Below are 12,734 nucleotides of genomic sequence, written 5' to 3'. Positions count from 1 at the left end.
ATGATGCAAGTGTTCGTCGAAGGCATCGGCTTGCTGGGCCCCGGATTGTCCGGCTGGGCGCAAGGCCGCCGGTGCCTCGACGCAAGCGCGCCTCACGTGCCGGCGCGCTGCGTGCTGCCGGCCCCGACGGCGCTGCCTTCCACCGAGCGGCGTCGTGCCGGCGCGGTCGTGAAGGTATCGCTGGGCGTGGCGCAGGAAGCGGTGGAGGCCTCCGGCCGGGCCGCGAAGGACCTGCCTTCGGTGTTCTCGTCCTCCAGCGGCGACCCCGTCAATTGCCACGAGATCTGCAGCGCACTGGCCTCCAGCGACCGGCTGATCTCGCCCACCCGTTTCCACAACTCCGTGCACAACGCATCGTCGGGGTACTGGAGCATTTCGAGCGGGTCCATGGCGAGTTCCTCGGTGCTCTGCGCACGCGACGGCGGGTTCTCCGCGGGCCTGCTCGAAGCCGTGACGCAGTGCACGGTCGACCAGACGGCCTTGCTGCTGGTCGTCTACGACACGGAATACCCCGAGCCCCTGTTCAGCAAGCGCCGCATTCCCGATTCGATGGGCGTGGCATTGGTGCTCAGCCCGCAGCGCAGCGATCGCAGCCAGGCCCGCATCGGCATCGACCCGCGCGAATACCTCACGCGCCGGGCCGCCGACGCGATGCCCGACGAGCAGCTCGAACACTTGCGCCGCACGATTCCTGCCGCCAGCGGGTTGCCGCTGCTGCGGGCGATCGCCAGGAAAGAAGCGCGCTCGTTGGCACTCGACTACCTGGAGCCCCTGTGCCTGGCCGTGGAGGTCGCACCTTGCTGACGCATGAGGCGATCGCGCAGCGCATCCCCCACCACGGCACCATGTGCCTGCTCGATCGCGTGCTCGAGTGGGACGAGGAACACATCCGGTGCGAAGCGACGAGCCATGCGCGCCCCGACCATCCGCTGCGGGCGCATGGCCGGCTCGGCGCAGCCTGTGGCGTGGAGTACGCGGCGCAGGCCATGGCCGTGCATGGCGCGCTCGTCGCGGAGAGCAGCGCCCGCACGAGCGGCGCATCCGTGCCGCGTGCGGGTTACCTCGCCGGCGTGCGCGGCGTCACGCTGCACGTGGAGAGGCTCGACACGATTGTCGGTCCCCTGTCGGTCGAAGCGCAGCGCGTGACGGGCGACGACAACACGGTGCTTTACAGTTTCACCGTGACGGCCGGCATCCAACCCTTGCTCAGCGGACGCGCGATGGTCGTGCTCGATGCTTCACGCTGAACACCCCAGGCGCGCACTCGTCACGGGTGGCAGCGGGGCCATCGGCGCGGCGATCTGCCGGCGCCTCGCCGCGGACGGTTTGGAAGTCATCGTCCATGCCAACCGGAATCTCGCCGCCGCGCAAGCCTTGGTCGGAACGATGATGGCCGAAGGCGCGCGCGCACGGGCGGTGGCGTTCGACATCACCGACACAGCCGCCACCGCCACCGCCCTGGAAGCCCTGCTCGACGATGGCGCCATCCAGGTGCTGGTCAACAACGCGGGGGTCCACGACGACGCCGTGTTCCCCGGGATGCAACTCGCGCAGTGGCAGCGGGTGCTCGACGTCTCCCTCAATGGCTTCTTCAACGTCACGCAGCCGCTCACCTTGCCGATGATTCGCACCCGCTGGGGCCGCATCATCAACATCACCTCGGTCGCCGGTGTCATGGGCAACCGCGGCCAGGTGAACTATTCGGCGGCCAAGGGCGCCCTCCATGCCGCCACGAAATCGCTGGCGCTCGAACTGGCGAGCCGCGGCATCACCGTGAACTCGGTCGCCCCCGGCATCATCTCGTCGGGCATGGCCGGGTCCACCTTCAGCGCGGAAGACATCGCCCGCATGGTGCCGATGAAACGCGCGGGCAAGGCGGAGGAGGTGGCCGACCTCGTGGCCTTCCTCGCGTCGGACCGGGCCGGCTACATCAGCGGCCAGGTCATTTCCATCAACGGGGCGATGGCCTGAGCCGGCGCGCCAGCAGCAGCGGCAGGCGCAACAGGAACCCGAAGAACAGGCGTGTGTGCATCCAGGTGAGGAGGACGTTGTCGCGCAGGTAGTTGAAGTGCGACACGCCGCCTTCTTCCGGACGGAAGTACCTGACCGTCGCCGGCAGGTTGACCGGCCGCACGCCGCGCCAGCACATGCGCACCACGGCTTCCGGATCGAAGTCGAAGCGGCGCATCCAGCGCTGGCCCCGCATCACCTCCCGCAGCGGCTGGATGGGGTACACGCGAAAGCCGAACAGCGAATCGCCGATGCCCATCCACAGGGTTTCGAGATCGGCCCAGCCGTTGGAAATCTTGCGCCCGTTCACGCGCAGCCGCGGCGCATCGGCTGCGAAAACCGGCATACCGAGGATCATGGCGTCCGGTTGCGCAGCCGACGCATCCATGAACGAGGGAATGAGGTGCGCGGGATGCTGGCCGTCCGAGTCCATCGTGAGCGCGTGGGTGAAGCCCTGCGCCGCCGCGAGATCCAGCCCGTGCAGCACCGCCGCGCCTTTGCCCACGTTTTGCGGCAGCACCTCGACGCGCAGGCCGGGATCGGCGGCCGCCATGGAGCGCAGCGTCTCGACGCTGCCGTCGGTGCTGCCGTCCACGATCACCCACACGGGCGTCCACTGCTCGCGCGCGGCGGCCACGGTTTCCCGCACCTTCGGCCCAGGGTTGTAGCTGGGAATCAGGACCAGGTGCGTGGTGGAGGGATGAGGCGCTCGGCTGCTCATTGCGCCAGTTCGGATTGAAAGTACGTTTCGAGTTCGTGGACGAAGCGCGCGGGATCTTGCGGCGATTCGAATCGTCGGCCGAGGCGGACGCGGTACGAGACGGGCAGGCGTGGTGTCCATGACCAGGACCACCCCTTGCCGAGAAAGCCGGAATCGGTTTCGATGAACACGGTCTGCACCGGCACGCCCGCGTGCTTGGCGACGATGCCCGTCGTGCCTTGCAAGCGGCCGATCGGGCGCTGCGTGGTGCGCGTGCCTTCGGGGAACAGCAGGACATGGCTGCCCTGCTGCAGGTTGGCGATCGCTTCGTGCACCATCCCGCGCAGCGGGGCATTGCGCACATAGCCCGCGAGCCGCGCCGCGCCACCGAATATAGGGCTGTCCACGAGGCCCGCCTTCATGACGCAGGTGGCATCCGGAAGGGCCGAGAGCACCAGCAGTGCGTCCAGCAGCGATGGGTGGTTCGGAGCGATCACCATCGCACCCGCGTCGCGCAAGGCGTCAAGTTCGGCCAGGTCAAAACGGCACGCGCCCATCTTCGCCAGGAGCTTCAGGTAGGTTCGCGTGAAAGCGGCAATGAGCCGGCGCCCGAGCCGCATGCTGCGTTCGCGGGAGAGCGCCAGGCGCAGGGGCAGGGCCAGCAAGGTAATGGCGAGGCAGAACAGGCCGAGCAGCAGGAAGCCCAGGTGCATCCGGACCGTCTCATGGAGTCGCGCGCCCGTTGCGGACGGGCCCTCGGCTTCCTCGAAGCTCATGGACCTGCGCTTGGTCACGGCGAGGCTTCGACTTGGCGAATGTTCTGCTTGCGCATCCGCATCGCGTGCAACGACCGCGGCAGGTTCAGCGCGCACCCGATATAGAAGATCGCTTTCAGCACCAGCAGCGATGCCCAGATCGGCGTCTTTCCGTAGATGTCGCCGGCCAGCATCGAGAGCAGCGCCTCCCTGACGCGCAGGATGTTCCGGGGTCCCATGATCAGGTCGCGCATCGTCGGATTGGTGACGCGGTAGATGAACCAGGAGAATTCCTTCGGCCCGCGCCGCACTTCCCGGTCGAAGCGTGCCAGCGCCGCGGGCGCGCGCTGGGGCTCGCGCAGGCAGGTGTCGACGGTTTCCGCCGCGAAGAAGCCGCCTTGCATCGCCAGCATCACCCCGGACGAGAACACCGGGTCGATGAAGGCAAAGGCGTCGCCGACCAACAGGTAGCCGGGGCCGTGCGTTCGGTCGCACGAATAGGAAAAATTGCCGGTGGCCTCGACCTCCGACACCAGCGATGCGTTCGCCAGGCGCGCCGCCAGGGCCGGGCACATCGCAATCGTGTCCAGAAAGAAGTTCTTCAGCGGCCTGTCGCGGCTCTTGAGGTAGTGCGGCCACACGACGGCGCCCACGCTCGTCGCCCCATCGGCCAGCGGGATGAACCAGAACCAGCCGTGGTCGAACCAGAAGATCGTGATGTTGCCTTCGTCGCGTCCCGGATGGCGCGTTGCGCCCTTGAAATGCGCATACAAGGCGGAGCTGTTGTGTTTGGGATTGCGGCGCTTGAAATCGAATTTGCGGCCCAACAAGGTGTCGCGCCCCGACGCATCGACGACGAAACGCGTGCGGAAATGTTCCGAGCGCCCATCCTCGTGCTGCGCACGCACCGTGGCGCCCGTGTGGTCGGCATCGAAAGCCACGTCCTGGACCCGGCAGCCTTCGATCACCTGGGCGCCCGCCCTGCCGGCGTTGCGGATCAGGATTTCGTCGAACTCGGAACGGCGCACCTGGTACGACAGCGGCATCGACTTGTCCCAGGCCTGCGCGAACAGGAAGGTCTGGCTCTTGTTGTCGTGCCACGGCGAGACGAATTCGGCGCCCCATTTTTCCATGCCGATGGCCCTGATTTCATCGGCGACGCCCAGCTTCTCGAACAGGGCCAGGTTGGCGGGCAACAAGGATTCGCCGATATGAAAGCGGGGATGGCGCTCCTTCTCGAGGAGCGTCACCTTGTAGCCACGGCGCGCCAGGAGCGCGCTGACGGTGGAACCCGCCGGGCCGCCGCCGATCACCAGCACGTCGCGCTGCTCGGTCATGGTCGGACATCGGTCGGCAACTGCACGCCGGCGATTCTATGTTGCGCGCGCGGCGGAAAACCTCAATCGCGCATCAGCGCCTCGATCTCGTCGGGCTTGACCGGCACGCCGCGCGAGATCAGCTCGCAGCCGTCCTTCGTCACCACCGCGTCGTCCTCGATGCGGATCCCGATGTGGTGGAACTTCTCCGGCACGCCTTCGCCCGGGCGCACGTAGAGGCCCGGCTCGATCGTGAGCACATTGCCGGGCTGCAACAGGCGCGCGGGGCGGTTCTGGATGATCTCGCCCGACAGCGGGTCCTTGCGCTCGTCGACCTTGCCGACTTCCGACGGCTCGACGTAGCTGCCGCAATCGTGCACATCCAGCCCCAGCCAGTGGCCGGTTCGGTGCATGTAGAACTGGAAATACGCGCGCTTCTCGATGACGTCGGAAAGCAGGCCGACCTTGTTGCCGTCCAGCAGGCCCACATCGAGCATGCCTTGCGCGAGCACCCTCACCGTCGCCTCGTGCGGGTCGGTGAAACGCGCGCCCGGCCTGGTCGCGTCGATGGCCGCCTGCTGCGAGGCGAGCACCAGCTCGTACAGCTGGCGTTGCGGGCCGGTGAACTTGCCGCTGGCGGGGAAGGTGCGCGTGATGTCGCTGGCGTAGCCGTCGAGCTCGCAGCCCGCGTCGATCAGCACCAGCTCGCCGGCCTTCACCGGGGCCGCATCGGCGTGGTAGTGCAGCACGCAGGCGTTCGGTCCGGCGGCGACGATCGAGCTGTACGCCGGGTGCTGCGAACCGCCCAGGCGGAACTCGTGCAGCAGTTCGGCATCGAGGTGGTACTCGCGCAGCTCGCGCCCCTCGCGCAGCCAGCGCGCCGACATCTTCATCGCCCGCACGTGGCCGCGGGCGCTGATCTGCGCGGCGCGGCGCATCACGTCCAGCTCGTGCGCGTCCTTGACCAGGCGCATCTCGTCGAGGACCACGCACAGGTCACGCTGCTCCTCGGGGCACAGGGCGCCGTAGCGCACCCGCGCGCGCACCTGCTGCAGCCACGTGGCCACGCGTGCCTCGAGCCCCGCGTGGATGCCGAAGGGGTACCACACGGCGCCCTTGTTCTCCAGCAGCTTGGGCAGCTGCGCATCGAGCTCGTCGATCGACGCCGCCGAATCGACACCCAGCACCGCCGGCGCCGCCTCGGGCCCCAGGCGGAAGCCGTCCCAGATTTCGCGTTCGAGGTCCTTGGGCGCGCAGAACAGCAGCGATCGGCCGTCGCCCGTGATCACGAGGCAGGCATTCGGCTCGGTGAAGCCGGTGAGATAGTAGAAGTAGCTGTCGAACCGGAACAGGAAGTCGCTGTCGCGATTGCGCGGGCGCTCCGGCGCCGTCGGGATGATGGCGATGTCGCCCTTGCCGAGCCGCTTGGCGACGCGGGCGCGGCGATCCGCGTAGAGGGTGTAGGGAACGTCGGTCTTCATGGTGTCCTTCGTGGTGCGATGGAGCCTCGGGCGCTTCATGCCGCCGGTGCGGCGGCGTTCAGCGCTTCGACCTGTTGGGGCGTGCCGAGGTTGTGCCATTCTGCCGCATACGGCTCGACGGTGATGCGGCGCTGCCGCATGCCGTCATACAGCAGCGGCCCCAGCGCCGCGTGCTGGCCGGGCGCGATGTGCGCGCACAGCTCCCGCCGCACCAGCGCGATGTTGGCGTAGGTCCAGCGCCGGCCGTCGGGCCCGGTGCCTTCCGCGAGGCCCACGCCGTCGGCGCCGATGCCGAAATCGCCCTTGGCGTGGAACGCCGGATTCGGCACCAGCCACAGGTGCGCCAGCATGCCGGAAGCCTCGAAGCGCCGCAGCGCTTCCTCGGTGAAAACAAAACGCGGCACGTGGATGTCGGCGGAGAGCACCCAGAAGCAGTCAGCCAGCAAGGGCAGCGCCTTCGCGATGCCGCCCGCCGTCTCGAGCGCGCCGCCATGGTCGCGGCCCTCGAGCGAGTAATGAAGCTTCACGCCCCAGCGCGCGCCGTCGCCGACGCGTTCGACGATCTGCTCCTCGAGCCACGCCGTGTTGATCACGATGTCCTCGATGCCGGCGCGGGCCAGCGCCTCGATATGCCATTCGATCAGCGGCTTGCCGCGCACCTGCAGCAGCGGCTTGGGGGTGCGGTCCGTCAGCGGCCGCATGCGCTCGCCGCGCCCGGCGGCCAGGATCATCGCTTGCGCGAGTGCCATCGTGTCGATTCTTCCTCGTCTCTTGCTATCACGCCTCGTCGCTGCCGCGATCGAGCGATCGCTGCTCGGTCCATTCGGGCGCGAAGCGCTGGATCAGTGCGTCCATCAAGCCGCGCGCCTTGGCGGAGTGGTCGGCGCCGAAGTTGCAGACATAGACATCCACGGTCACGGCGCGCTGCTCCGGCCAGGTGTGCAGGCACACGTGCGATTCGGCCAGCAGCACGGTGGCCGTCACGCCGCCCGGCCCCTGGTCGGTCCCGGGAAAGGTGTGGAACAGGTGGTTGACCCCCTCCAGGCCCACGGCCTTCACGGCCTGCAGGCACCAGTCGCCCAGCTGCTGCGCGTCGGTGAGCCACGCGGCGTCGCAGCGGCACTGGTACAGATCGGCGGTGAGGTGCAGCCCCTGCATGGCCCTGACTTTAGACCATGCGGCACGCCTGACCCCGGCGGAAAGTGCTCATCAGCGCGGCAAGTAAAATCTGGGGTTTCCCCCGATACACCCTCCCCGGAAGCCGAACGATGGCGAATGAAACACTGATGGCGAACGCGATCCGCGCGCTCGCCATGGATGCCGTGCAACAAGCGAATTCCGGCCATCCGGGCGCCCCCATGGGCATGGCGGACATCGCCGTCGCGCTGTGGGGCCGTCACCTGAAGCACAACCCGGCGAACCCGCACTGGGCCGACCGCGACCGTTTCGTGCTCTCGAACGGCCACGGCTCGATGCTGGTCTACGCCCTGCTGCATCTCACCGGCTACGACCTGCCGCTGGAGGAACTCAGGAACTTCCGCCAGTTGCACAGCAAGACGCCGGGCCACCCCGAGGTCGGCATCACGCCCGGCGTCGAGACCACCACCGGCCCGCTCGGCCAGGGCATCACCAACGCGGTCGGCATGGCGCTCGCCGAGAAGCTGCTGGCCAGCGAGTTCAACCGCGACGGGCATGCGGTCGTCGACCACCACACCTATGTGTTCCTGGGCGACGGCTGCCTGATGGAAGGCATCAGCCACGAGGCCTGCGCCCTGGCCGCGGCGTGGAAGTTGAACAAGCTGGTCGCGATCTACGACGACAACGGCATCTCGATCGACGGCCAGGTCACGCCTTGGTTCGTCGACGACACCCCCGCGCGCTTCCGCGCCTACGGCTGGAACGTGATCGGCCCGATCGATGGCCACGACGTCGCCGCCGTCGACCGCGCGATCGCCGATGCGAAGCGCAGCGCCACCAAGCCGACGCTGATCGTGTGCAAGACCCAGATCGGCAAGGGCAGCCCGAACCGCGTCAACACCGCCAAGGCGCACGGCGAGGCGCTGGGCCTGGAGGAGGTGAAGCTGACGCGCGAGGCGATCGGCTGGCCGCACGAGCCCTTCGTGGTGCCGGGCGAGGTCTACACGCATTGGGACGCGAAGGCCAAGGGCAAGCAGGTCGAGGCCGAGTGGAACGGGCGCTTCGCCGCGTATGCGAAGGCGTACCCGGAGCTCGCGGCCGAATTCACGCGCCGCATGAAGGGCGAGCTGCCCGCGAACTTCGCGCAGGTCGCCAACGACAGCGCCGTGGCCGCGCACGCCAAGGCCGAGACGGTCGCCTCGCGCAAGGCCTCGCAACTCGCGCTGGAAGCGTTCACCGCCGCGTTGCCCGAGATGCTGGGCGGCTCGGCCGACCTCACCGGCTCGAACCTCACCAACACCAAGAGCACGGCGCCGCTGCGCTTCGACCTCGCCGGCGAGGTAAAGAAAACGGACGACGGCAAGATCGGCCGCCACATCAATTACGGCGTGCGCGAGTTCGGCATGGCCGCGGTGATGAACGGCATCGCGCTGCACGGCGGCTACATCCCGTACGGCGGCACCTTCCTGACCTTCAGCGACTACAGCCGCAACGCGATCCGCATGGCGGCGCTGATGAAGCGGCGCGTGATCCATGTCTTCACGCACGATTCGATCGGCCTGGGCGAGGACGGCCCGACGCACCAGTCGATCGAGCATGCCGCCAGCCTGCGCCTGATCCCTAACCTCGACGTCTGGCGGCCGTGCGACACCGCCGAGACGGCCGTGGCCTGGAGCGTCGCGCTGCGCAATACCGACAAGCCGACGGCGCTGCTGCTGTCGCGCCAGAACCTGCCGTACGCGCCCAAGGCCAATCTCGACGGCATCGCCAAAGGTGGCTACGTGCTGGCCGAGCCGGGCGAAGTCGGCGTGAGCGGCAAGCCGCAGGCGGTGATCATCGCGACCGGCTCGGAAGTGCAGCACGCGCTGAAGGCGCAGGAACAGCTGGGCGCGCAAGGCATCGCGGTGCGCGTGGTCTCGATGCCCAGCACCACCACCTTCGACCGCCAGCCGCGGGCATACAAGGAATCGGTGCTGCCCGCCGGCATCCCGCGCGTCGCCGTGGAGATGGGCGCGACGGACGGCTGGTGGAAATACGGCTGCGCCGCGGTCGTCGGCATCGACACCTACGGCGAGTCGGCGCCCGCCAACGTGCTGTTCAAGCACTTCGGGTTCACGCCGGAGAACGTTGCGGAAACCGTGCGCGCAGTGCTGTCTCGTTGACGTGGATCGACCTGCTGAGCAGCGCGATACGGCAAGATCGGAACTAGCGGAATTCGTCTTTCAACTCTGGAGCCACCCATGACCCTCAAGATCGGCATCAACGGATTCGGGCGCATCGGCCGCAACGTGCTGCGCGCCGCCGTGCAGAGCTTCCCGGACATCGAGATCGTCGGCATCAACGACCTGCTCGAGCCGAATTACCTCGCCTACATGCTGCAGTACGACAGCGTGCACGGCCGCTTCAAGGGCGAGATCGCGGTGGACAACAACACGCTCATCGTCAACGGCAAGCGCGTGCGGCTGACGCAGGAGCGCGATCCGGCCAACCTCAAGTGGGGCGACGTCGGCGCCGACGTGGTGATCGAGTCCACCGGCCTCTTCCTCGACAAGGCCTCGGCCGAGAAGCACCTGGCGGCCGGTGCGAAGAAGGTCATCATCTCGGCCCCGTCGAAGGACGACACGCCGATGTTCGTGTTCGGCGTCAACGACAAGACCTACAAGGGCCAGGCGATCATCTCCAACGCCTCGTGCACGACCAACTGCCTGGCGCCGCTGGCCAAGGTGATGAACGACAAGTGGGGCATCAAGCGCGGCCTGATGACCACCGTGCACGCCGCCACCGCGACGCAGAAGACCGTGGACGGCCCGTCGAACAAGGACTGGCGCGGCGGCCGCGGCATCCTCGAGAACATCATTCCCTCCTCCACCGGCGCGGCCAAGGCGGTGGGCGTGGTGATCCCCGAGCTGAACAAGAAGCTCACCGGCATGAGCTTCCGCGTGCCGACCTCCGACGTGTCGGTGGTCGACCTGACCTGTGAGCTCGAGAAGTCCGCGACCTATGCCGAGATCTGCGCCGAGATGAAGGCGCAGTCGCAGGGCGCGCTCAAGGGCATCCTGGGCTACACCGAGGACAAGGTCGTCGCGACCGATTTCCGCGGCGACGCGCGCACCTCGATCTTCGACGCCGACGCCGGCATCGCGCTCGATGCCACTTTCGTCAAGCTGGTCGCCTGGTACGACAACGAGTGGGGCTACTCCAACAAGTGCCTGGAGATGGCCCGCGTCGTCGCCGCGAAGTAAATGAAAAAAGCCCCGCGCCTGGCGGCGCGGGGCGGAAAGACCCCCTCGGCAGGGAGTCTGGAGATCCGGTCAGGGCCGGCTTCGCATCATCACCGCCGGTGATGAAACTTTCGCGAATTCGGCCGGCACCCTGAACAGGTCCGCTGGCGGTTCCCCCCGTGCAACGTTCTGCACGTGGAAGCTCGCTTCGCCCACCACGGGGTCCACATCGCGCGTCCTGAGCGTGATGCCGAGTTCGGGCGAACTCCATACCTCATTGACGATCGTGATCGGCTTTTCGTTCCCGATCTTGCCGGCCTCGATGGTCCACACGGTGCGCTTGCCGTCCGCGCGCAGGCCGTCGATGGTCTCGCCCGGCAGCAGCGTGGTCGTCCCGGGTCCGCGCGGGCCCAGCAGGCGCGCGTGCAGCGCGATCGGCGGGGGGCCCATATGGCTGTGCTCGGGCCCGCCGTCGGCGCCAGGCGGCGCAGGAGGCGGAAGCGGGTCGCTGCTGCGGAAGGTCTGGAAGAACTTGTCGCGCACGCCGTGGGTCCAGCCGACCAGGCGGTCCCACGCATGCGGCTCGCCGCCCGAGCCCATCGCCAGACGCGGCGCATCCAGGCGCACTGCCAGCTTGCGGTCGGCGTCCAGCATCCAGGCCTCGTGCGCGACCGGGTCGCGCAGGTAGACGTTGACGCGGCCCCCGGGCGTGGTGATCTCCTGGCGCGTGCGGCCCTGCCCGTCGCGGCACTGGCGCGAGGCCTGGCGCTGCACGATGCGGTTGCCATCCGCCAGCACCTGCACGGTCTCGTGCACGGCATCCGCGCAGTAGGGCGCGCCTTGGACGATGCGCTCCTGGTCGAGTTGCGCGCCGGCCATGAACAGGATGTCGTGCCGCATCGGCCCGCCCACCCATTGCACGTCGGACGCGGGCTGCGCCCGCGCCACGCCGCTCGCGGCGCACAGCGCGGCAGCCGCGAAGCCTGCTGCAAATCGGTTGTTCATCGTGGTTCCTCCGGCTTTCGATTTCATCGGTTCAGGCGCACGGCGAGCACTTCGCCCGAGCTGTGCATCAGCAGTTGCGCGGGCACGCGCTCGCCGGCGCGGGCGGGGTCGTAGGGCAGGCCGAGCGCGGCCAGGCGCGAATGCGGCAGCTCGGTCGTGACCAGCCAGGTGCGCCCGGTGTCGGTGCGGGCGCGCTGCCAGACGTCGTTGTTCACCAGCGTGACGAAGCCGTCCTCGGCGGCGGCCGACGGCTGCACGTCCTCGCCCAGCATCGAGTTCAGGACGAGCGCCGCCGCCAGGGCGACGCAGGCCGTGCTCAGGCCGGCCCAGCCGAACCACGACAGCCAGCGTGGGCCGCCCGTGCGCGGATTCCAGCGGCCACGATCCAGGCCGCGATGGATGGCCGGCAGCAGCGTGGCCGGCGGCAGTTGTGCGCGCAATTCGTGCGAGGCGAGCGCGAGGCGCCGGGCGAGGTCGTTGTCTTTCATGTCGGCAAGGCGTGCGGTGCGGGGGCGAGCATGTCGGCGAGGCGTTTGCGCGCGCGGTGCAATCGCGTGCGCAGGGTGTTGATGTCGACGCCGGCGATCCGCGCGGCCTCGGTGTAAGTGCGTTCCTGGATGTCGACCAGCACCAGCGCCTCGCGAAAGACCCAGGGCAGGCGCGCGATCGCATGCCACAGCGCCTGGGTGTCCTGCGAGCGCGCGAGGTCGGCCTCGGGCGACGGGATGTGCGGCGTGCCGTGCAGGGCGCCTTCGTCCTCGTCCGGCGCGTCGTCGGCGATCGTCCTGATGCCGGACGATTCGCGCCAGCGGGCGAGCAGCTTGTAGCGCACGATGCCGCACAGGTAGGCGCGCAGCGGCCCCTGATGGCGGTCATAGCCTTGCGGCTTTTCCGCCAGGTGCACGAAGGCGTCCTGCACGGCATCGGCGGCCCAGGCGGCGTTGCCCGACACGGCCAGGGCGAAACGATAGACCTCGCCCGCCTCGGCCCGGTAGATCAGGTCGAGGGCCTGGCGGTCGCCGGCGGCGAGCCGCCCCATGAGGTCGGTTTCTTCGGTGTGTCGCCGCTGGGGCCAGCGCATCAGGTCAGGTTCTTGTTCGGCTTCCTGA

Annotated in this window: 14 protein-coding genes; 5 read left to right on the top strand and 9 right to left on the bottom strand. The window is 68.4% G+C overall.

Features of this window, described 5'->3' with window-relative positions:
- Positions 1-3: 3 nt before the first annotated feature.
- The 3 genes from AC3EF3_RS19415 to fabG are packed head-to-tail and all read left to right on the top strand — an operon-like array spanning position 4 to position 1,971.
- Entirely contained in the window at positions 4-804 is an 801-nt protein-coding gene (locus AC3EF3_RS19415) for a beta-ketoacyl synthase chain length factor (protein WP_488534109.1), read from the top strand.
- Positions 798-1,247: a hotdog family protein gene (locus AC3EF3_RS19410; RefSeq protein WP_488533910.1), complete on the top strand. Its 450-nt coding sequence runs from the start codon at positions 798-800 to the stop codon at positions 1,245-1,247. Before AC3EF3_RS19415 ends, AC3EF3_RS19410 begins: the two co-directional genes overlap by 7 nt.
- Complete coding sequence (gene fabG, locus AC3EF3_RS19405) at positions 1,234-1,971, top strand: 3-oxoacyl-ACP reductase FabG (protein WP_488533909.1); 738 nt, start codon at positions 1,234-1,236, stop codon at positions 1,969-1,971. Before AC3EF3_RS19410 ends, fabG begins: the two co-directional genes overlap by 14 nt.
- On the opposite strand, the gene AC3EF3_RS19400 is transcribed toward fabG, so the two are convergent.
- From AC3EF3_RS19400 to speD, 6 genes are all read right to left on the bottom strand, one after another.
- Positions 1,952-2,731 (bottom strand): glycosyltransferase family 2 protein, encoded by a 780-nt coding sequence (locus AC3EF3_RS19400; RefSeq protein ID WP_488533908.1) that lies wholly within the window; start codon positions 2,729-2,731, stop codon positions 1,952-1,954. The two genes, fabG and AC3EF3_RS19400, sit on opposite strands and share 20 nt — an antisense overlap.
- Complete coding sequence (locus AC3EF3_RS19395) at positions 2,728-3,504, bottom strand: lysophospholipid acyltransferase family protein (protein ID WP_488533907.1); 777 nt, start codon at positions 3,502-3,504, stop codon at positions 2,728-2,730. Before AC3EF3_RS19395 ends, AC3EF3_RS19400 begins: the two co-directional genes overlap by 4 nt.
- Complete coding sequence (locus tag AC3EF3_RS19390; protein ID WP_488533906.1) at positions 3,501-4,802, bottom strand: NAD(P)/FAD-dependent oxidoreductase; 1,302 nt, start codon at positions 4,800-4,802, stop codon at positions 3,501-3,503. The genes AC3EF3_RS19395 and AC3EF3_RS19390 overlap by 4 nt, the downstream gene beginning before the upstream one ends.
- Before the next feature lie 62 nt (positions 4,803-4,864).
- Positions 4,865-6,262, bottom strand: coding sequence for an aminopeptidase P N-terminal domain-containing protein (locus AC3EF3_RS19385; RefSeq protein ID WP_488533905.1), 1,398 nt, complete (start codon positions 6,260-6,262; stop codon positions 4,865-4,867).
- A gap of 35 nt (positions 6,263-6,297) precedes the next feature.
- Positions 6,298-7,011, bottom strand: coding sequence for an N-acetylmuramate alpha-1-phosphate uridylyltransferase MurU (murU, locus tag AC3EF3_RS19380; RefSeq protein WP_488533904.1), 714 nt, complete (start codon positions 7,009-7,011; stop codon positions 6,298-6,300).
- Positions 7,012-7,039: 28 nt separating this feature from the next.
- Positions 7,040-7,420, bottom strand: coding sequence for an adenosylmethionine decarboxylase (gene speD, locus AC3EF3_RS19375; RefSeq protein WP_488533903.1), 381 nt, complete (start codon positions 7,418-7,420; stop codon positions 7,040-7,042).
- A gap of 110 nt (positions 7,421-7,530) precedes the next feature.
- Between speD and tkt the strand changes: the two genes are divergently transcribed.
- Together tkt and gap are read left to right on the top strand one after the other, a co-directional pair.
- Entirely contained in the window at positions 7,531-9,561 is a 2,031-nt protein-coding gene (gene tkt, locus AC3EF3_RS19370) for a transketolase (RefSeq protein WP_488533902.1), read from the top strand.
- 78 nt (positions 9,562-9,639) lie between these two features.
- The gene (gene gap, locus AC3EF3_RS19365; RefSeq protein WP_488533901.1) at positions 9,640-10,641 is read left to right on the top strand and encodes a type I glyceraldehyde-3-phosphate dehydrogenase; all 1,002 of its coding nucleotides are present in this window, start codon (positions 9,640-9,642) and stop codon (positions 10,639-10,641) included.
- 69 nt (positions 10,642-10,710) lie between these two features.
- On the opposite strand, the gene AC3EF3_RS19360 is transcribed toward gap, so the two are convergent.
- The 3 genes from AC3EF3_RS19360 to AC3EF3_RS19350 are packed head-to-tail and all read right to left on the bottom strand — an operon-like array spanning position 10,711 to position 12,706.
- Positions 10,711-11,625, bottom strand: coding sequence for a hypothetical protein (locus AC3EF3_RS19360; protein WP_488533900.1), 915 nt, complete (start codon positions 11,623-11,625; stop codon positions 10,711-10,713).
- Between the two features lie 23 nt (positions 11,626-11,648).
- Positions 11,649-12,113, bottom strand: a complete 465-nt coding sequence (locus AC3EF3_RS19355) for a hypothetical protein (protein ID WP_488533899.1) — start codon at positions 12,111-12,113, stop codon at positions 11,649-11,651.
- Positions 12,110-12,706 carry an RNA polymerase sigma factor gene (locus tag AC3EF3_RS19350; RefSeq protein ID WP_488533898.1) on the bottom strand — a complete coding sequence of 199 codons (597 nt, stop codon included), beginning with the start codon at positions 12,704-12,706 and terminating at the stop codon, positions 12,110-12,112. The genes AC3EF3_RS19355 and AC3EF3_RS19350 overlap by 4 nt, the downstream gene beginning before the upstream one ends.
- Positions 12,707-12,734: the final 28 nt, after the last annotated feature.

Source organism: Ramlibacter sp. GS1-15, from assembly GCF_057785015.1.
This window is presented reverse-complemented; position numbering and strand designations above follow the sequence as displayed.